Annotated in this window: 14 protein-coding genes; 11 read left to right on the top strand and 3 right to left on the bottom strand. The window is 55.2% G+C overall.

Features of this window, described 5'->3' with window-relative positions:
* The first annotated feature begins 36 nt into the window (after window positions 1-36).
* The 8 genes from NQ519_RS04345 (at window position 37) to NQ519_RS04310 (ending at window position 13,712) form a co-directional block, all read left to right on the top strand.
* Complete coding sequence (locus NQ519_RS04345; protein WP_129650704.1) at window positions 37-1,347, top strand: glycoside hydrolase family 99-like domain-containing protein; 1,311 nt, start codon at window positions 37-39, stop codon at window positions 1,345-1,347.
* Window positions 1,348-1,380: 33 nt separating this feature from the next.
* Entirely contained in the window at window positions 1,381-4,572 is a 3,192-nt protein-coding gene (locus NQ519_RS04340) for a SusC/RagA family TonB-linked outer membrane protein (RefSeq protein ID WP_083870872.1), read from the top strand.
* 12 nt (window positions 4,573-4,584) lie between these two features.
* Window positions 4,585-6,513, top strand: a complete 1,929-nt coding sequence (locus NQ519_RS04335; RefSeq protein ID WP_019149297.1) for a RagB/SusD family nutrient uptake outer membrane protein — start codon at window positions 4,585-4,587, stop codon at window positions 6,511-6,513.
* Between the two features lie 3 nt (window positions 6,514-6,516).
* Window positions 6,517-7,749, top strand: a complete 1,233-nt coding sequence (locus NQ519_RS04330) for a DUF5000 domain-containing lipoprotein (RefSeq protein WP_044118556.1) — start codon at window positions 6,517-6,519, stop codon at window positions 7,747-7,749.
* 11 nt (window positions 7,750-7,760) lie between these two features.
* The gene (locus tag NQ519_RS04325; protein ID WP_026076247.1) at window positions 7,761-8,990 is read left to right on the top strand and encodes a DUF4998 domain-containing protein; all 1,230 of its coding nucleotides are present in this window, start codon (window positions 7,761-7,763) and stop codon (window positions 8,988-8,990) included.
* A gap of 98 nt (window positions 8,991-9,088) precedes the next feature.
* Entirely contained in the window at window positions 9,089-10,087 is a 999-nt protein-coding gene (locus tag NQ519_RS04320; RefSeq protein ID WP_019149300.1) for a family 43 glycosylhydrolase, read from the top strand.
* A gap of 71 nt (window positions 10,088-10,158) precedes the next feature.
* A complete protein-coding gene (locus NQ519_RS04315; RefSeq protein ID WP_026076248.1) occupies window positions 10,159-11,190 on the top strand; it encodes a glycoside hydrolase family protein in 1,032 nt (343 codons plus the stop codon).
* Window positions 11,191-11,195: 5 nt separating this feature from the next.
* Entirely contained in the window at window positions 11,196-13,712 is a 2,517-nt protein-coding gene (locus tag NQ519_RS04310; RefSeq protein WP_019149302.1) for a GH116 family glycosyl hydrolase, read from the top strand.
* Window positions 13,713-14,088: 376 nt separating this feature from the next.
* Here NQ519_RS04310 and NQ519_RS04305 read toward each other — a convergent pair whose 3' ends face one another.
* Window positions 14,089-14,742: a rubrerythrin family protein gene (locus NQ519_RS04305; protein ID WP_019149303.1), complete on the bottom strand. Its 654-nt coding sequence runs from the start codon at window positions 14,740-14,742 to the stop codon at window positions 14,089-14,091.
* 175 nt (window positions 14,743-14,917) lie between these two features.
* On the opposite strand from NQ519_RS04305, the gene NQ519_RS04300 reads away from it, so the two are divergent.
* Complete coding sequence (locus tag NQ519_RS04300) at window positions 14,918-15,373, top strand: lipocalin-like domain-containing protein (RefSeq protein ID WP_026076249.1); 456 nt, start codon at window positions 14,918-14,920, stop codon at window positions 15,371-15,373.
* Between the two features lie 71 nt (window positions 15,374-15,444).
* Here the strand turns inward: NQ519_RS04300 and NQ519_RS04295 are convergent, their stop codons facing one another.
* Both NQ519_RS04295 and NQ519_RS04290 read right to left on the bottom strand, forming a co-directional pair.
* On the bottom strand, window positions 15,445-16,776 hold the full coding sequence (locus tag NQ519_RS04295; RefSeq protein WP_019149305.1) for a glucose-6-phosphate isomerase: 1,332 nt from the start codon (window positions 16,774-16,776) through the stop codon (window positions 15,445-15,447).
* 6 nt (window positions 16,777-16,782) lie between these two features.
* Window positions 16,783-17,790, bottom strand: coding sequence for an NAD(P)H-dependent glycerol-3-phosphate dehydrogenase (locus tag NQ519_RS04290; RefSeq protein WP_019149306.1), 1,008 nt, complete (start codon window positions 17,788-17,790; stop codon window positions 16,783-16,785).
* Window positions 17,791-17,975: 185 nt separating this feature from the next.
* Here NQ519_RS04290 and NQ519_RS04285 point away from each other — a divergent pair, with 185 nt between their 5' ends.
* Complete coding sequence (locus tag NQ519_RS04285; RefSeq protein WP_010266755.1) at window positions 17,976-18,995, top strand: rod shape-determining protein; 1,020 nt, start codon at window positions 17,976-17,978, stop codon at window positions 18,993-18,995.
* Between the two features lie 211 nt (window positions 18,996-19,206).
* Entirely contained in the window at window positions 19,207-20,058 is an 852-nt protein-coding gene (gene mreC / locus NQ519_RS04280) for a rod shape-determining protein MreC (protein WP_019149307.1), read from the top strand.
* The last annotated feature ends 1 nt before the right edge of the window (window position 20,059 follow it).

Genomic DNA, 20,059 nt, shown 5'->3' with positions numbered 1-20,059 from the left:
CAAACGATTCAATAACATCATCAATTTTAACCCACCATGAAAAAAGCACTGTTCAAATTCAGTTACGTGATGTTTCTGACACTATTCATCGGCATCACCGGAGCTGAAGCAAAAAAAGATCAGAAACAGTCCCCGGTCTACCGTCTTCCCGACGACTTGCAGACGCTGGTCGGAGACCCGTCATTGCTCCGAAAGCCCGAAGGACTCGAAGTGGCCGCCTATGTATTCCCGAACTATCACGCCTCGGCCCTCCACAACAAGCTCTATTCCCCCGGATGGACCGAATATAACCTCATCCGAAGTGCACGTCCCTGGTTCGAAGGCCATCAACAGCCCCGGACGCCGTTGCTGGGAGAACTGGACGAAAGCCTGCCTTCGACCTGGGAGGTCTACAACAAACTCTGCAAAAACAGCGGCATCGACGTACTGATCTGGGACTGGTATTGGTACGACGGCAAGCCCTGCCTCCACGAGGCGCTCGAAGAAGGGTTCCTCGAAGCGAAGAACACCAACGATGTGAAATTCGCCTGCATGTGGACAAACCATCCCTGGTATATCCTCTATCCCACGAAGCAGACTGACGGAAGCAACGCCTATCCGCCCAGTTTCGATGCCCCGGACTTTTCCTATGAGGAGGCTTTCCGAAGCCTTTCCTACATCGTCACCCGTTATTTCAACCAACCGAACTACTGGAAAATCGACGGAAAACCCGTCATCTGCATCTGGGATGCCCGGCGGCTGGAGCAGAAACTCGGACTGGAAGGGGTTCAGAAACTCTTCACCGAGTTGCGCGGACTGGCCGTAAAACTGGGACATGCGGGCATCCATTTCCATATCACGGGATTCACCTCCGGACACAACAAAGAGGCCGGATACGACACCTCCGGATCATACAATCCGCTGGACTGGATCGCAGGCCGCTATCAATCCAAAGAGATCGAATTGCCCGACTACGGCGTTGCGGCGGCCGATGTGGCGTTCAAAGTCTGGGATGAAGGTTACGAGACGCATCAGGTTCCCTACGTCCCGGCAGTCGGAGCCGGATGGGACTCCACGCCCCGCTACATCGCACCCGCCAACCGTCCCGCGACACCCGACCGCACGAAATGGCCCGGATGCACGATATTCGTCAACGAAAGTCCCGCGGCTTTCAAAGCGTTCGTACAAGCGTCGTTCGCTTATCTGAACCGGCATCCCGACGTGCCGCGCTTCGTAACCATCGCATGCTTCAACGAATGGAGCGAAGGACACTACCTGCTTCCCGACAACCGCTTCGGATACGGTATGCTTAATGCTCTGGGTGAAGCTGTCGGATTGCAAAAACTGAATCAAAGAAGAGGAAAATAGTGTATCAGCCGAACTAACCTAAAACGAAAGCATATGTTAAAAAATCCTTTTTCGGTCATAGGAATCATAATCCTATTATCGACCGGAACAGTCTGCATACCCCTTTGGGGATATGCGGCCGCAAACGGCAGCTCACAAACATCTGCGCAAACCAAAACCTCAACCATCAAAGGACGGGTCATCGACGCGGAGGGGATGCCTCTCGTCGGAGCCGTCATCCAAGTGCAAGGCAAGGCTGGCGGTGTCATTGCGAGTTCCAACGGTGTTTTCGAGATCGAAGCGGCGCCGGAAGATGTGCTGGTAGCCTCGTTTCTCGGTATGGAGAATGCCTCGGTGACCGTCGGAGCGCAACTCGAAATCACCATCGTAATGCAACAGAAGTCCTCGACACTCGAAAATGTGACGATCGTCGCCTTTTCCCGACAAAAGAAGGAAAGCGTTGTGGGTTCGATCACAACGGTCAAACCTTCCGAATTGAAAGTGGCGAGCAGCAATCTCACTACCGCATTCGCCGGACGTGTTCCGGGCATGATGTCCTATCGGAGCAGCGGTGAACCCGGACGCGACAACGCTGAATTCTTCATCCGCGGTGTAACGACGTTCGGCTATCGGAAAAGTCCGCTGATGCTGGTCGATGGCATGGAGATCAGTGCGGACGATTTGGCCCGGCTTCAGACCGATGATATCGAGAGCTTTTCGATCATGAAAGACGCTATCGCCACGTCGCTCTACGGCGCGCGCGGTGCCAATGGCGTGATTCTGATCACGACGAAAGAGGGCCGCGAAGGCCCGGCAAGAGTCTCCGTACGTATTGAGAACACATGGTCTATGCCGACTCGGATGATTGATATCGCCGATCCCATTACCTATATGCGACTCAACAACGAAGCCGTCTCGACACGCAATCCCCTCGGCATCCTGCCCTATTCCGAAGCCAAAATCGCCGCGACGATGAATCCGAACCGCAATCCGTATGTCTATCCGGCAGTAGACTGGATCGAGGAAATGTTCAAACCCGCAGCCATGAACCAGCGCGTGAACTTCAACATCAGCGGCGGCGGTAAGGTGGCGCGCTATTATCTCGCGGCAACCTTCAATCAAGATAACGGACTGATGCGCAACGAGGGGATGAACAATTTCAACACCAACATCGACCTCAAAAAATACAACGTCCGAACCAACTTCAATGTCAACGTCACCAAAACTACCGAAGTAGCTTTCAAATTCCAAGGCAACTTCGACGATTACCGTGGTCCGATCGAAGCAGGCAATATCCTTTTCGATTACGCCGTGCACGCCTCTCCGGTCGATTACCCGAAAATCTTCGCTCCGGATGAAGGGCACCGCAGCATGAGCCATCCTCTTTACGGCAATACCGACGGTGCGAACCATATCAACCCCTATGCCCTCATGTCGCGCGGCTACAAGGATTATAGCCGTACACTGGTATTGGCACAGGTGGATATCAATCAGGACCTGAAATTCATTACCGAAGGTCTTCGCGTACGCGGACTGCTCAGTACGACGCGCTATTCTTACTTCGATTCGGCTCGCAGTTACAAACCGTTTTACTATAAGATAGGCTACTACAATCCCGAACTCGATGTCTACAACCTCACAGCGCTCAACGCCGAAAGCGGTAGCGAATATCTGGATTACAGCGGCGGCAAGGACATCAACTCGAAAACTTACCTCGAAGCGGCAGTGGAATATGCCCGGACTTTCGGCCGTCATGAGGTCACCGGACTGCTCGTCTATCAGAACACGCAGCAAGTGATCGGCAATCCCAGTTCGGTACTGGAATCACTGCCTTTCCGCAACCAAGGTCTCTCGGGACGTTTTACCTATACGTTTGACAAACGCTACGGCGTTGAACTCAACTTCGGATATAACGGTTCGGAGCGTTTCGCCCGTCACGAGCGTTACGGCTTCTTTCCTGCGGCCGGTGTAACGTGGAATATCTCCAGCGAGCCATTTTGGCGGGGGGGGGTAGCGAAGGTAATCGACAAACTCAGGCTTAAAGCGACTTACGGCCTGGTAGGCAATGACGCCATCTCAAGCAATCGCTTTTTCTATCTCTCGGATGTCAACATGAACGATACCGGCAAAAATGTCTGGTACGGTACCGATTTCAATGTGATACGGCCGGGAATTACAGTGCGTCGTTACTCTAATAACGACATTACATGGGAAATAGCACGCAAGCTCAATCTCGGTTTTGAGATGCGGCTTTTCGACAAGGTCGAATTGCAGGTGGATTACTTTACCGAGAATCGTTCGAACATTCTGCTGGAACGCACCAATCTGCCCAGTTCGATGGGCCTCGAAGCCTCCGTCGAGGCCAATGTGGGCCGTGCGAAATCACACGGAGTCGAGGGAGCGCTGACCTATCAACACTCTTTCTCGGAGGATTTCTGGCTATCGGCAAATGCCAATTTCACCTATGCCACAAGCGAATTTCTCGTGGCCGATGAGCCGGACTATGCGGCCTCGGGATTGCCTTGGCGGTCGCGTATAGGTTACAGCTTAAATCAGCAGTGGGGCTATATCGCCGAACGGCTGTTCATCGACGAAACCGACATAGCCAATTCGCCGATTCAAACTTTCGGACCTTACATGCCCGGCGATATCAAATACAAAGACATCAACCGCGACGGTAAGATCGACGAATCGGACCTGGTTCCGATCGGCTACCCGACAGAAGCCGAAATAAACTATGGTTTCGGAGCCACATTGGGATATAAAGGTTTCGATTTCTCGTTCTTTTTCAACGGGCTGGGCAGAAAAACCTTCTTCATCGATGCCCAGCAGATGGCACCTTTCAACAACCCGCCCGTTACGGCCGCCGGGGTCGGCGGATATACGCGTAAGACAGCCCTTTTCAAAGAGTTCGCCGACAGCCATTGGTCGGAGAGCAATCCCGACATCTACGCCGTCTGGCCGCGCCTGTCAACCGATGCCTATGACAATAGCAACAACTATCAACAAAGTACCTGGTGGATGCGCAACGGATCGTTTCTGCGTCTGAAACTGATCGAGTTGGGCTATACCTTGCCGCACAGCTTAACACGTAAAATCCGTATTGAAGACCTGCGTATTTATGTCAGTGGAGAAGATCTTTTTGCAGGCAGTAATTTCAAAATGTGGGACGTCGAAATGGGCGGTATGGGAATCGGTTATCCGATTCAGAAAAAATTCAATATAGGTCTGCAGGTTAAATTCTAATTGCGAACGAACATGAAAAAAATATATGCGATTTTGCTGAGCATGGGCGTTCTGTCGGCCGTGTCATCATGTGACTATCTGGACGTAGTGCCTGATAACATCGCCACGATCGAGATCGCTTTCAATAACCGGTCCACGGCGCTCAACTACTTGAGCACACTCTATTGGTATATCCCCGAAACGGGCAAGATCGGTTCGGACCCCGGTATGGATGTCGGCGATGAAATCTGGTACTATGGCGACCGTTCGACAGATTTCACGAACACTACCACTTTCTGGATCGCGATGGGTCGTCAGAATACGGGCAATCCGTTGCTTGACTTTTGGAACGGATCGAATTATGGCAAACCGCTTTTCAAAGGACTGCGGAATTGCAATATTTTCCTCGAAAACATCTCGGCGGTAAAAAATATGACCGAGCAGGAAAAAAGCCAGTGGGCCGCCGAAGCGAAAGTCATCAAGGCCTATCTGCACTTCTACCTTATGCGGCTTTATGGTCCAATTCCGATGATGAAAGAAAATATTCCCGTAACAGCCGATGAAGACGAGGTGCGTGTCACGCGGGACAAGATTGATGACATCTTCGACTATTGTGTCGGCCTGATCGACGAATGCTATGAGGCGCTTCCGTTGCGCATCGAGAATCCTACGGCCGACATGGGCCGTCTCACGCGGCCGGCAGCGCTCGCTATTAAAGCGAAGATGTTGGCCTATGCCGCCAGTCCGTTCTACAATGGCAACACGGCTTACGCCGGTTTTCTGAATGCCGACGGCGAGCCCTATTTTTCCCAGACCAAGGACATCGCCAAATGGGAATTGGCAGCAGAGGCGTGCCGTGAGGCAATCTCTTGCGCCGAAGAGGCCGGGCATGAACTCTACGAATATCATAACACCTCGTCGTATAATTTGAGCGACGAAATGCAACTCGAACTGACCAACCGTTGTAAAATCACCGAACGCTGGACCCAGGAGCTGCTTTTCGCAGTAGGCGGAAACGGCATCCGGGACCTTCAGGTCCTGAGTCAGCCCTGGCTCGAAGCCAACTATTCGGCCGATGACCGTTACGGAAATGCCAAGAACGGCACGGTAGCTCCCACGCTGGCCGTCGCCGAGACATTCTACACGAAAAACGGCGTACCCATCAATGAAGACAAGGAATGGGATTATTCCGCGCGTTATGAGACACGCCAAGCTACCGAAGCCGAAAAATACTACATTCAGCCCAACTACACCACCGCCAAACTCCATTTCGATCGTGAACCGCGTTTCTATGCGACATTGGGATTCGACGGTTCGAGCTGGTACGGCATCGGCAAACTGGACGACAACGATATGTGGTACATTCAGTCCAAAGCCAAGCAAACGTCAGGAAAAAAGAGCAACCGCAATTATTCTGTGACAGGATATTTTGCCAAGAAATTAGTCAATTACCGCAATGCGATGGTTCCGGCAAGCATCGTCATCCGGGAGTATCCCTTTCCGATCATTCGCTTGGCAGACCTCTATTTGCTTTGTGCCGAGTGTCTGAACGAAGCGTCGCAAGACAAGGGAACTCCGCCCGAAGATTGCTATTACTATTTGGACAAGGTGCGCAAGCGCGCTGGATTCCCCGATGGCGTGCGGAACGATTGGCTCAAACATTCAACCAATCCCACCAAACCCGAAAGCTACGAAGGCTTCCGCGATATAGTGCGCCAGGAGCGCATGATCGAGCTGGCACTCGAAGGGCAGCGCTTTTGGGACCTGCGGCGCTGGGACATTGCCGTGGAATATCTCAATAAGCCGATGCTCGGCTGGGACATAGAGCAGGACAAGACGGAAGATTACAACAAACTCCGAACCTACTACATCCGCAACTATTCCTACCGCGACAATCTTTGGCCGTTGAAAGACTACGATTTAATCGTTAATCCGAAACTCGAACAAAATCCAGGCTGGTAAATCATGAAAACTACGAAACATATATTGATAGCCGTGATTGGCGTCATAGCGGCGGTCTCGACTGCCTGTGAGGAAGACAATGCGCTCCATCCATGGGGTGAGAACACACTCGTGGGCGACCTGGGAGCGGTGACAGTGCTCACGACCGAAGGAACGCCAGGCGGTGCGGTGATAACTTACCGCCTGCCTGAAAGCAAAGACCTGCTTTATGTAAAGGCCCTTTATACGGTGGGTGAAAGCACCCCGATGGAGGTTCGCACCTCACGTTACGATCATTCGGTAACATTGCAGGGTTTCGGTGATACGCAGCCGCGTGAGGTTACGCTTCTCTGTGTGGACAAAATGGAAAATGAAGGTCCTGCCGTGACGACCTCCGTGACGCCGCTTACGCCGCCGATCACCTCGGTCTACAACAGTTTGAATATCGGTACGACTTTCGGCGGAATCTACATCGACTATATCAATGCCGACAAAGGCAATATCGCCATCCATGTACAAACTCTTGACGAGGAAAACAACCCTTATGAACCCACCGTACATTACACCAGTTCGGATCGTGGCCGTATCTTCGTCCGCGGCTTCAAGGCCGAGGCCCGTACATTTGACATTTACATTACGGACCGTTGGGGGAACCGCTCTCAAACGCTCAGTGAAAGCCATACGCCCTATCCGGAGAGTCTGCTCGACAAGTCGAAATTCGCTGAATTCAAATTGGACAACGATATCGCTTGCAACGCTTGGGGCGGAAGTTTGTCCTATGCATGGAACGACGACTTTACACCGCCGCTTTTCGTGCACAGCCCCGGCGGCGATACTTTCCCTATGAGTTTTACTTTCGACATGGGGCAAACGGCCAAACTGAGCCGTTACAAGTTCTATCACCTTTTCCGAGAGGATTATGCTTACCAACGCGGCAACCTCAAACGCTGGGAGGTATGGGGCCGCACCGACACACCGCCGACCGATGGTACTTGGGAGGGCTGGACCAAATTGTTGGATTGTGAGTCGTTCAAGCCCTCGGGACTCCCCGTAGGCGAGATCTCGGGCGATGACTGGGAGTATCTGCAACAGGGCGAGGATTTCGAGTTTCCGCCTACGGCGCCCGAAGTGCGATACATTCGCTTCAAGGTGCTGGAAACCTGGGGCGGCGACGATTTCATCCACTTCCAGGAGTTCACTTTCTGGGGCAATCCCGCAGAAGAGATCCGTACCGGCGAAACCGATGAAACACATTAAAAAGAACGAACATGAAAAAGATCATAAAACTGGCCGCAGCGGTCTCTGTGGTTTTGTGCGGGGCGTGCACCGACATGTTTCACACCGTGCAGGGATATCTCGACGAAGGGGAGTATCTCTACGCTTCCAAAATAGATTCGCTCAAAGCCCTTTCAGGCGATGAACGAGCGCTTATCACGGGCCTCCTGATGTATGGTTACGACACCAAGAAGTGTGTCATCCGCTGGCAGCCCGGCGACGGCGAAGTCGTCATTCCCATCGAGCGGCAGGAACCCGTGGAGAAGTTCGAATACAGCATCACGGGGCTTACAGACGGCTATTACACCTTTGAGGTCACGACTTTCGACGATGAAAACACCCCTTCGCTGGTACAAACGCTCGATGTGCGGGTTTATGGCGATGTTTACCGCAACACATTGCGAGCGCGCAGCGTTGACAAGGCAGAACAAGATGATGAGAACGTCGTTGTATCGCTGACCGGCGTGTTGCAGGATTCCTACAAAAGCGTCATCGTATACCGCGACAAAGCGGGTGTCGAGCAACGGCGCGACATCGCCGTAACGGACATGAGTGTTACGCTCGAAGATTGGGAGTCGGAAGGAGCCTACGTAATCGAAACCTATTATCGGCCCAACGAAACTGCCGTTGACTTATTCATGGTGAAGTCCGAAATATTTTACTTCCCCAAATACGAACGTATTGCGATGGTGCCCAAAGAGGGATTTGTGCCGGTTGTTTTGGACAACGACCTGGCTTTGACCGCATGGGGAGGCAATCTCGCGCATGCGTTCAACGGCGTAATTAACGACAACGATTTCGCCCATAGTTGGGGCGGCTGGGAGAACGGACCGGCATGGTTCACTTTCGATATGGGCAAGTCGGCCGTACTCCAGGCGTTCCGGTTAAACGGAAACACGGCAGACAGCCGCGCTTTTTCGAACGGCTATATGAAACAATGGGAAGTTTGGGGCCGCAATGACGCTCCGTCACAGGACGGCTCGTGGGAAGGTTGGACCAAGCTGATGGATTGCCAGTCGGTGAAACCTTCGGGATTGCCCGTAGGGCAACTCTCGGAAGAGGACCGCACTCGGGTTGCCGAAGGAGAAACGTTCCTTTTCCCTAAAGGGGTTCCTGAAGTACGTTATATTCGCTTTAAGGTAAATGATGTCTGGAACACGGCTGAAGGTCGATTCCTGACTTTCACCGAGTTGACCTTCTGGGAATATTTGCCGCAAGAGTAAACCAGCCGGGAATTCTTGCCGAAAAAATCCGCCGGCCACCCGCAAGTAGCCGGCGGATTCCATACCCTCGGAAACGATCGTTTGAATCTATTGACAATATGAATATCAAGTATTTTTTGCTCATGGCGTTTCTCTCGCTGACCGGAGTGATCCAAGCGCAGCTGCACTGTACGCCGAACACCTCAGGATTCACCAATCCCGTAAGTTCTGTCAGCCTGCCCGACCCGAGCGTTATTCGGGGCAATGATGGATTTTTCTACCTATATGCCACCCAAGACATCGGTCTCGTGCCGATCATGCGGTCTCGTGATCTCATCACTTGGGAGCACATCGGCAATGCTTTCACACAAGAAAGCCGTCCCCGCTTTATTGATGGCGGAGGCAGTATATGGGCGCCTGACATTAACCGCATTGGCAATCATTGGGTTCTTTACTACTCGCTTTCGAAATGGGGAGAGATACATAAGAACGGCATCGGGATGGCCGTAGCCGACTCGCCCACGGGGCCGTTCAGGGATCTCGGGCCGCTTTTCATCAGCGATGAGATCGGTGTCACGAATTCCATCGACCAGTTCTACATCGAAGACGAGGGGCGCAAATATCTTTTCTGGGGCAGTTTTCACGGCCTCTACGGTGTGGAGCTCGCGCATGATGGGCTTTCGGTTAAGCGCAATGCCACGAAACTCAAGGTGGCGGGGAATGCCTATGAGGCGATCTATATCCACCGTAAAGGAGATTACTACTATTTGTTCGCGTCGGTGGACGCTTGTTGCGAGGGAGTCAAAAGCACTTATAAGCTGGTAGTAGGGCGTTCGACCTCGCTTTTCGGGCCCTATCTCGACAAACAGGGCCGACGAATGCTCGATAATCATCACGAACTCGTCTTACGGAGTAACGATCATTTCAAGGGCCCGGGTCATAATGCCGAATTCCTTACTGACCGGGAGGGTACTGACTGGATTCTTTACCATGCCGTCAACGTCCGCGATCCGCAGGGACGCAAGCTGATGCTCGACCGTGTGGAGTGGATCAATGGCTGGCCGGTGATCAATGACGGCACACCGTCGCTCGAAATATCGCAGAAACCTCGATTCTGAAATTGCAGAAACGGCATTTGCGCGGCGGTACGTCTGTCGCGGACACGCTGAAAATTCCTAAAATAACGAACATGAAAAAAAACGCAATTCTGCTCGCCTGCTCGCTTTTTGTAATATTTGCGGCGTCAGCCGGCAATCCGAAGAGTAAACCCTCTGTCCTGGCTCCGATCTACATGGACAACAATTATCATGGTCCGGCCGATCCCGAAGTGGTGTGGAATCCCGTGACAAAGGAATATATGATCTTCTACACAGGACGCAGACCTTTTCTCGATCAATCGTCATACGTCGGGACGCCGGTCGGGGTGGCCGTATCGAAAGATATGATCCATTGGAAACATGCAGGCTACTGCTCGTTCGACGGAGCGGGCGGTGAGCCTGACAGCGAAATTACCTATTGGGCACCCGGTGTTATCATCGAGGGTGACACGGCACACATGTATGTAACGGTAAAACTCGATTCGACTCCTGTCTGGGGCGGCCCGAGCAACATCGTACATTATACTGCTCCGGCCACCGACATGATCTCCGGCTGGAAACGACAAAGTGCCGTAGTGACCACCCCGATCTCGATCGACGCTACGGTTATCCGCAATGGCGATGGCTACGAGATGTGGTATCGAGATCGTCCCACGGAAGAAACCGGAGGACTGTATCACGCCCACAGCAAGAATCTATACGATTGGGAACTGCTCGGCTTGGCCAAAGGCGATATCAATCGTGTCGATGTGACGGGACATACTTATCAGGAGGGAGCTTTCGCCTTCTATTGGAAGGGCTGGTTCTGGATCATCGCCGATCCGCACAAAGGGTTGGCCGTCTATCGCTCGAAGGACGCGGTGAACTGGGAATATCAGGGAATCATCATGTATGAACCGGGCAAGCGTTTTGCCGACAATACGCGGGCCCGTCATCCGAGTGTCCTCATCAAAGACAACCGGGCATTCATCGTCTACCACGTGCAGCCATTCCTTGGCTACAATCCGGGAACTCATGAGGCCGGCGATGAAATCTATCAGAAAATCAGCTTCCTGCAAATGGCTGAACTGAATTGCGAAAATGGCAAGTTAACATGCAATCGAGATAAAACCATTTATCCTTAATCCGTATGCCCCCGAAAATAGTCATTCGGACCTTCATTCCGCTTTTGGCCCTATTGTCGTCTCCGGCGTGTGACCATAAGCCCGACGGTCGGACATTCAATGCTCCCTATGAAGGCGAATACCTTTCGCAAATCGCTTTTCCGATCGGCGGGATGGGTGCGGGGATGTTCTGTATTGAAGGAAACGGCACGATCTCCCACATGTCGATCCATCATGTACCGGAACTTTTCAATGAACCGCTGATGTTCGCAGCCTTGCATGTCAAAGGCCAAGAAAACGGCTCGAAAGTAATAGAAGGCAATGTCCCTGAGTGGAAAAAGTATGGCCGACAAGGAGCAACCCTCGGCATCAGCAATCCGGCATGGGGCTTTCCGCGCTTTGACTGCGTCCGTTTTACTGCACGTTTCCCTTTTGCGCACATCGAGCTCACGGATGACGATATGCCGCTGGATGCGGAAATCACAGCCTGGAGTCCTTTCATTCCTACCAATGAAGATGATTCGGGACTGCCTGCCGGAACGCTTGAATACCGCTTTACCAACCATTCGGCCAAAGAGGTGGAAGCTGTATTTTCGTACAACAGTAATAATTTCGCCCATCGCAACCACCAGGCACAGGGGTCGATCGAACCGATCGGGAACGGATTCATCCTTACGCAGCGCCCCGGAAACCAACCGCGTTATGAACATCGTCAATTTGCGATCTTTACCGACGATACGACGACCATAGTGAACCATAGTTGGTTCCGCGGCCAATGGTGGGACCCTGTCACGATGGCGTGGAATGATATCGAACAGGGAACACTTCGTGAAAATTCTCCCAAAGAGGGAGCTCCGGGGGCATCGCTTTACATTCCGTTCACGCTTGAACCCGGTGAGTCCCGAACGATCCGCCTCCACATGGTGTGGTACGTTCCCTATTCCGGTATAAACTACGGCCCCGATGCCGAGACGGATGCCGATCGCGGAGTGAAGTACAATCCGGCTCAATATGAAAACTATCCGGCTTTTTATGAACCGTGGTACGGGCATCGCTTCCCCGACATCCGGGCGGTGTGCGATTATTGGCTGAACAACTACGGCCGTCTGAAACGCGAAACCGAAAGTTTCACCGAAGCGTTTTATAGTTCGACCTTGCCTCCCGAAGTGATCGAAGCCGTAGCGGCAAACCTCACGATTCTGAAATCACCTACCGTATGGCGGCAACACGACGGCCGAATGTGGAACTGGGAGGGCTGCGGCGATACATGGGGCAGTTGTCACGGATCATGCACCCATGTATGGAATTATGCCCAAGCGTTGCCGCATCTTTTTCCGGCAATGGAGCGCACACTGCGTGAAACGGAATTCCGAGTGGGACAAAACAGCGAAGGGCATCAGGTCTTCCGGAACAACCTTCCCATACGTCCCACCCGACATGACTTTCACGCCGCAGCCGACGGACAACTCGGCGGAATTCTGAAGGCCTATCGTGACTGGCGGATCAGTGGCGACCAAAAATGGATCGCCGAACTGTATCCGCTCCTCGTGCAAAGCCTCGAATACTGTATCCGTACTTGGGACCCCCGCGAGACCGGGGCGCTCGAAGAACCGCATCATAATACCTACGACATCGAATTTTGGGGACCTGACGGAATGTGTTCGAGTATCTATGCCGAAGCGCTTAATGCACTCTCGAAAATCGGGAAAGCTCTTGGTCACGACACTTCGCGCTATGATACCCTGCTTGCGAAAAGTGTGCATTATCTTGAAGAGCGGCTTTTCAACGGCGAATATTTCGCCCAGCAGGTGATGTGGCGGGAACTCAATGCCCCCGATCCGACCCAGGCAATGACTTTCCATAGTACCTACTCCGAAGAGGCGCGTGAGATTCTTGACGTTGAGGGGCCCAAATACCAATACGGCAACGGTTGTCTGTCGGACGGTGTGATAGGGGATTGGATGGCCTGGGCTGCGGGATTGGACGGAGTACTCGATCCCGAGAAAGTGCACAGTCACCTTTGTGCGGTTCATAAGTACAATCTGCGTCACGATCTTTACGATCATGCAAACCCGCAGCGGACGACTTATGCACTGGGCCGTGACGGCGGGTTGTTACTGTGCAGTTGGCCTAAAGGAGGCAAGCCCCAGCTTCCGTTCGTGTACAGCAACGAGGTCTGGAGCGGTATCGAATATCAGGTTGCGGCGCATTTGATCGCTGAGGGAGAAGTCGAAAAGGGGTTGGAGATCGTACGGACATGCCGTAACCGTTATGACGGGCGAGTGCGTAACCCGTTCAATGAATACGAATGCGGAAGCTGGTATGCCCGGGCATTGTCGAGTTATTCTTTATTGCAGGCATTGACCGGAGTACGTTACGATGCTGTGGATCGGACACTCCATATCGCACCGCGCATCGAAGGTGATTTTATTACCTTTCTCTCGACGGCAACGGGATTCGGTACGGTTGCGGTCGTTGGCGGTCGGCCCGAAGTCAATGTCGTATACGGTCGAATTGACATCGACAAGATACAATATGAATAAAACGACGACCGTGCTGTCAGAGGTTTCAAATCCCGAACGATTTCAATGTCGTTCGGGGTTTTCTGGGCTATTTTGTTACTTTCAGATTTCGAGCGATTTCGTAAGTCATTGTCTATGATGATGGAAGTCCGGATTATTCAGAAACATAGTATAAACCATATGTTTGACAAATCGGGACATTTTCATTAAATAATAAATAGGAGTTGCTGACAGGATGGAATGCAGATGTGGACAGTTTTCCGACTCTTACCTGTCGTATTCTGATAGAGTTGTGACATTTTAAGCTGGAGCGTACGTCGGTACCTCTTTTTTCACGACGCGGGATCTGCACTGCACGAATCGAACCCCGTCTGTTCGAATCCGCCTCTTGGACCGGCTATTCGAACCTGACGAACCGTTCGCGGCCGGTCAGGCAGATCGGACAGTAATAATCGAGGTGCTCCGCCGCGTAGATGTTGCCGCATTCCGGGCATACGAAGAACCAGCAGCTGTCCGGCTCGTTGCTCCCGGCACTCCGGCAACGCTCCATCAGGACGGCGTTCCGCAGGTCCGCGGCGGATGCCCGGATCAGCATCCGCGCCGCATAGCGGTTGCCTTTCCGCAGGGCGCGGCCGATCTCCGTGCCGTGCCGTTCGCCGAGGTTCCGGCGTTCGTAGCCGATGCTCCGTTCCAGATTGTCGTCGGTCGTGCCTCCGAAAAGCACGATCCGCACCGGAGGCGTGTAGCTGCCGCCCAGACGCAGGATGGCCTGTGCACAGTTATGTTCCTGCAACCGTTCGGAGAAGGCCATAGCCCGGAACAGCCGTTCGGCATTGGGGCGGGATTCCCCGGCGGCGATCGCGGCGAAGTTGTCGTATTGCACCGATTTGACGTGCTTGCGGCGGCAGCAGGCGTCGAGGTCCGCGAGCGTTTCGGCCCACGGCGGGGCTTGCGGCACCCGGGGTGTGCGCGCCGCCGCGCAGTACATCCAGACGAGGATGCCCGCCGATGCCGCGAACAGTAGGAGTATCAGGATCAGACGCAGTTTCATCGTGTTGCAGGATCGGGGAATAGCCCGGACTGCGAGGTGCATTTTTTATGCCAACGGCGGGTGTTTTCATCCGCCGCCGGGGGATTTTTCACCCGTAGGTTTTGGATTTCGGATTTCAAACCCTATATTTGTGGACCGCCGCCGCGGCAAACCAGATGCGGCGCGGACGAAACGCATGAAACGAGGATTTAGAATCGGTATCGTTGCAGCGCTGGCCCTCCTGATGGCCGGCTGCGGCGGAAGCGATAAGAAGAAGGAGGAGGCGCCCCGTTACGACGGCTGGATGCTCACCCGCTGGAACGGCGGTACGGAGCTTTCCGGCAAGGTCTTTCTGCAACTCAACGAGGACATGACCTTCGCGCTTTACCAGTGCATCGACACGCCCGGTTACCGGAAACTGACCGGAACCTATGTCAAGGAGGGGCAAATTCTTTCGGGACACTATTCCGACGGTACGCCGTGGGAGAGCAGCTATGCGATCGAAAAGCAGACGGAGACCGAATTGCAACTGCGTTCGGAGACGGATGATGTCGTGTCGCTCTATACCGCCGTGGAGATTCCCGCCTATGCGAAGGACGGCGTTGTGGGCCGCAGCGCGCATGCTCCGGAAGCGGCGAAGCCGTTCCTCTGACGCGCCGCCGGGACAATGAAAAAGCGGATTCTCCATCGGAGAATCCGCTTTTTGCGTAGCGTCGCAGCGTTTTACAACCGGGCTTTGATGGCTTTCGAAGCCTCCTCGTAGCCGGGCTTGTCCAGCAGGGCGAACATGTTCTTCTTGTACGCCTCGACGCCGGGCTGGTCGAAGGGGTTCACGCCCAGAATGTAACCGCTGATGCCGCAGGCTTTCTCGAAGAAGTAGAGCAGGCCGCCGATCGTCCGGGCCGAGATTTCGGGAATCTCGATGCGGATGTTCGGCACGCCGCCGTCGATGTGCGCCAGCTGCACGCCCAGTTCGGCCATGCGGTTGACCTCCGAAATGCGCTTTCCGGCCAGGAAGTTCAGTCCGTCGAGGTTTTCCTTGTCGGCTTCTATAACGACCTTGGCGGCGGGTTTGGCCACCGAGATGATCGTCTCGAAGAGCGTGCGCTCGCCCTCCTGAATGTACTGTCCCATCGAGTGCAGGTCGGCCGTCAGCGTGACGCTCGCCGGGAAGATGCCCTTGCCCTGCTTGCCTTCGCTCTCGCCGTAAAGCTGCTTCCACCACTCGTTGACATACTGCAACTTGGGCTCGTACGATCCCAGGATCTCGATCTTCTTGCCGCCCTCGTAGAGCAGGTTGCGCACGGCGGCGTAGACGGCCGAGGGGTTCTCGTTGAAAGGCACGCCTTCGGCCGTGGCCTTCTCCATCTCCTGCGCACCATGCACGAGCGCCGCGATGTCCACGCCGGCGACGGCCAGCGGCAGCAGTCCCACGGGGGTCAGCACCGAGAAACGTCCGCCCACGTCGTCGGGAATGACGAACGTCGGATAGCCCTCCTGCGTGGCGAGCGTCTTCAACGCTCCGCGGGCCTTGTCGGTGATGGCCACGATGCGCTCGGCGGCCTCTTTCTTGCCGTAGCGCTTCTCGATCTCGGCCTTGATCAGGCGGAATGCGATGGCCGGTTCGGTCGTCGTGCCCGACTTGGAGATCACGATGGCGGCGATCGAGTGCTCTTTCACGGCATCGAGCAGTTCGGCGGTGTAATCCTCCGAGATGTTCTGCCCGGCGAAGAGGACGGTGGGATGCTTCTGCTCCTTGTGCAGGAGCTTGAACGGGTCGCTCATGGCCTCGAGCACGGCCTTGGCGCCGAGGTACGAACCGCCGATGCCGATGCAGATCACCACGTCGGCCTTGGCGCGGAGTTTGGCGGCCTCTTTTTCGATGGCGGCGATGTCGGCGTCGGAGATCGACGAGGGGAGGCGGACCCAGCCCAGAAAATCGTTTCCGGCGCCTTTGCCCGAGTGCAGCAGGGCGTTGGCGGCCTGTGCCTTGGCCTCGATGTCGGCCGTGAGGGCGACACCCGCTTTGGCGATGTCTAATTTCAGAGTTTCCATATCTTGTCAGATTAATTTGGTAGTCAGTTCCTGCATGCTCCTGCGGGCCGAAGCGCCCTCGTAGAGCACCCGGTAAACCATCCCGGCGATGGGCATGTCGATTTGGTGGCGGGCGTTGACGTGGCGGATGCAGTCGGCGGCGAAGTAGCCTTCGGCCACCATCGTCATCTCGTTCAGGGCGCTCTTCACCGTGCAGCCGTGGCCGATCAGCAGTCCCAGCCGCCGGTTGCGGCTGTAGACCGAGTAGCAGGTCACCAGCAGGTCGCCCAGATAGGCCGAGACCTGCGTGTCGCGCCTGTCGGGGTAGCTCTCTTCGAGGAAGCGCGTCATCTCGCCCGCCGAGTTGGCGATCAGCACCGCCAGGAAGTTGTCGCCGTAGCCCAGTCCGACGGCCAGCCCGACGGCCAGGGCGTAGATGTTTTTCAGGATGGCGGCATATTCGATGCCGTAGAGATCCGTGGAGTAGCTGAGGCGGATGTTCCCGCCGGAGAATTTCTCGCCGATACGCTGCGCGTTTTCGGGGTCGGTGCAGACGACCGTCAGGTAGGAGAGCTTCCCGCGCGACACCTCTTCGGCGTGCGAGGGCCCGGTGAAGAGCCCGATCTGCTTGTACGACAGCCCGTAACGGTCGTGAACGTACTCCACGACGGTCTGGTAGTCGCCCGGGACGATGCCCTTGATGGCCGATACGATGAATTTGTCGCGGAGCGACACGGTCAGCGGGGCGAGGAAATCCTTGAGGTAGGCCGAAGGGGCGGCCAGTATCACGATGTCGGCGCCGCGCACGACGGCGTCGAGGTCGTCCGAAGGGGCTATGCGGTCGCGATCGAACTCCAAATCGCTCAGGTAGCGGGGATTGCGGCCTTCGGCGCGCAGCGATTCGAGCACCTCGGGATTGCGGACGTACCATCCGACGCGCTGGCCGTTGGCGGCGAGCAGTCCGACGAGGGCCGTCGCCCAGCTGCCATAGCCGATGACCGCGCAGCGGGCGTCGGTTCCGATTTTGTATTCCATGCGGAGTCTCAGTTTTTCGACTACAAATGTAAATAAAAAAAATTAGAATAAAATACAAAAATTCTCGGGGCTTTTTGCTACCTTTGTCCAAATCTGCCGCCCTCCGGTCCGCAGACCGGGGCGGCGATGTTTATTTAGCTGATAGTTAGGTATTTTACGAAATAGAAGACTTTGGGTGTAGCGCTATGGGAATTTTTTCACTGACACAGGAGCTGGCCATCGACCTCGGTACGGCCAACACGCTGATAATTTATAACGGAAAGGTCGTCGTGGACGAACCTTCGATCGTCGCGCTGGACGTTCATACGGGAAAACTGGTCGCCATCGGCCAGCAGGCCCGGCAGATGCACGAGAAGACCAATCCGAACATCAAGACGATCCGGCCGCTCAAGGACGGCGTGATCGCCGACTTCAACGCCACGGAGCTGATGCTCCGGGGCATGATCAAGAAAGTCAAGACCTCGGGCAGCCTCTTCGCGCCGTCGCTGCGGATGGTGATCTGCATCCCTTCGGGCTCGACCAACGTGGAGATCCGCGCCGTGCGCGACTCGGCCGAGCACGCCGGGGGCCGCGAGGTCTACATGATCTACGAACCGATGGCTGCGGCGCTCGGCGCCGGACTGGACGTCGAGGCGCCCGAAGGCAACATGGTCATCGACATCGGCGGCGGCACGTCGGAGATCGCCTGCATCTCGCTGGGCGGCATCGTCTGCTCGGAGTCGATCAACACGGCGGGCGACGTCTTCACCAACGACATCCAGAGCTACGTCCGCCAGCAGCATAACATCCGCATCGGCGAACGCACGGCCGAGGCGATCAAGTGTTCGATCGGCGCCGCCGTTTCGGACCTGGAGCAGGAGCCCGAGGATTTCGTGGTGACGGGTCCCAACATGCTGACGGCCCTGCCGCAGACCGTGTCGCTGTCGTACAGCGAGATCGCCTACGCGCTGGAGAAGTCGCTCACGAAGATCGACGCGGCGCTGATGAAGGTGCTGGAGTCCATGCCGCCCGAGCTGTACGCCGACATCGTGAAGAACGGCATTTATCTGGCCGGCGGCGGCGCGCTGATCAAGGGGCTCGACCGGCGTCTGAACGAAAAGACCGGCATTCCGTTCCACATCGCCGAAGACCCGCTGCGGGCCATCGCGCGCGGAACGGGCATCGCGTTGAAGAATATCAACCGGTTCTCCTTCTTGATGAAATAGCTTTCGTTTTATGGGGCATATTTCACATCTTCTCATCGGCCGGGGACAGTCACATATGTCCGTATGCTCCTGCCCCCCCCCGTCCGATTTCGGTCGATGCAAAATCTGCTCCCCTAAAGCCGAAACCTGCAATTGCCGGGTAGAAAGTTGATGGATTTTGAATAAAACGATTGCGGGCCTTGGTCCGCAATCTTAAATTAAGGAAGAAACTTTGCGCAAACTGTTCGAGTTCATCCGCAGCGTTTACGTCGTGGTGCTGTTCGTGGTGCTGGAGGCCGTGGCCGTCAGCTGCTACGCCCGTTCCTCCTACTACACCCAGGCGCGGCTGCTCTCACGCTCCAACCAGGTGGTCGGCGGCGTGCACGGATTCTTCGCGGGCATCGGGCACTATTTCACGCTGGGGCGTGAAAACCGGATGCTGCTCGCGCGCGTCGCGCAGCTCGAAGAGCGGCTGGCCCAATACGAAGAGGCCGAGACCGCCGAGCGGCTGGACAGCTATATGCAGGATATCGGCGAGTCGAAATACCGCTTCGCCACCGCCTCGGTCGTGGCCAACACGGTCAACCGGGCCCGGAACCTCATCACGCTCAACCGCGGACACCGCGACGGGATCGTGGAGGAGATGGCCGTGCTGTCGCCCGACGGCGCGATGGCGGGTTACGTCGTCGCCTGTTCGGAGCGTTATTCGGTGGCGATGTCGGTGCTCAACACCTCGTTCCGCGCCAGCGGCAAACTCGCGGACTCCGAGTATTACGGTTCGATCTACTGGGACGGCCTCGACCCGGATGTCGTGGTCCTCGGCGAGCTTTCGAAATACGCCGACCCGCAGCCCGGGCAGGAGGTCGTGACGACGGGATTCTCGCAGTATTTCCCGGCCGACGTGCTGATCGGATGGGTCGAGAGCGCGTCGCTCAACGAGACCCGCACGGCCTATACGGCCCGGGTGCGGCTCGCAGCCGGAATGTCGCGTCTGGGCGATGTGGTGCTGGTCGGCAACCGCGATCTCTTCGAGATCCGCGACCTCCAGCAGAGCGAGCAAGTCGAACAATACACCCGATTCTGAC

This window comes from Alistipes senegalensis JC50 (assembly GCF_025145645.1).
GTDB lineage: Bacteria > Bacteroidota > Bacteroidia > Bacteroidales > Rikenellaceae > Alistipes > Alistipes senegalensis.
Note: the sequence above shows the minus strand (reverse complement) of the source record. Positions and strands in the feature narration are given on the sequence as shown.

What these genes read in the sequence shown, in the direction of transcription:
- NQ519_RS04305 (WP_019149303.1), bottom strand. Translation starts at nt 14,742, where the DNA reads ATGAAACTGCGTCTGATCCTGATACTCCTACTGTTCGCGGCATCGGCG.
- NQ519_RS04320 (WP_019149300.1), top strand. Translation starts at nt 9,089, where the DNA reads ATGAATATCAAGTATTTTTTGCTCATGGCGTTTCTCTCGCTGACCGGA.
- NQ519_RS04290 (WP_019149306.1), bottom strand. Translation starts at nt 17,790, where the DNA reads ATGGAATACAAAATCGGAACCGACGCCCGCTGCGCGGTCATCGGCTAT.
- NQ519_RS04295 (WP_019149305.1), bottom strand. Translation starts at nt 16,776, where the DNA reads ATGGAAACTCTGAAATTAGACATCGCCAAAGCGGGTGTCGCCCTCACG.
- NQ519_RS04315 (WP_026076248.1), top strand. Translation starts at nt 10,159, where the DNA reads ATGAAAAAAAACGCAATTCTGCTCGCCTGCTCGCTTTTTGTAATATTT.
- NQ519_RS04330 (WP_044118556.1), top strand. Translation starts at nt 6,517, where the DNA reads ATGAAAACTACGAAACATATATTGATAGCCGTGATTGGCGTCATAGCG.
- NQ519_RS04340 (WP_083870872.1), top strand. Translation starts at nt 1,381, where the DNA reads ATGTTAAAAAATCCTTTTTCGGTCATAGGAATCATAATCCTATTATCG.
- NQ519_RS04285 (WP_010266755.1), top strand. Translation starts at nt 17,976, where the DNA reads ATGGGAATTTTTTCACTGACACAGGAGCTGGCCATCGACCTCGGTACG.
- NQ519_RS04310 (WP_019149302.1), top strand. Translation starts at nt 11,196, where the DNA reads ATGCCCCCGAAAATAGTCATTCGGACCTTCATTCCGCTTTTGGCCCTA.
- NQ519_RS04300 (WP_026076249.1), top strand. Translation starts at nt 14,918, where the DNA reads ATGAAACGAGGATTTAGAATCGGTATCGTTGCAGCGCTGGCCCTCCTG.
- NQ519_RS04325 (WP_026076247.1), top strand. Translation starts at nt 7,761, where the DNA reads ATGAAAAAGATCATAAAACTGGCCGCAGCGGTCTCTGTGGTTTTGTGC.
- NQ519_RS04345 (WP_129650704.1), top strand. Translation starts at nt 37, where the DNA reads ATGAAAAAAGCACTGTTCAAATTCAGTTACGTGATGTTTCTGACACTA.
- NQ519_RS04335 (WP_019149297.1), top strand. Translation starts at nt 4,585, where the DNA reads ATGAAAAAAATATATGCGATTTTGCTGAGCATGGGCGTTCTGTCGGCC.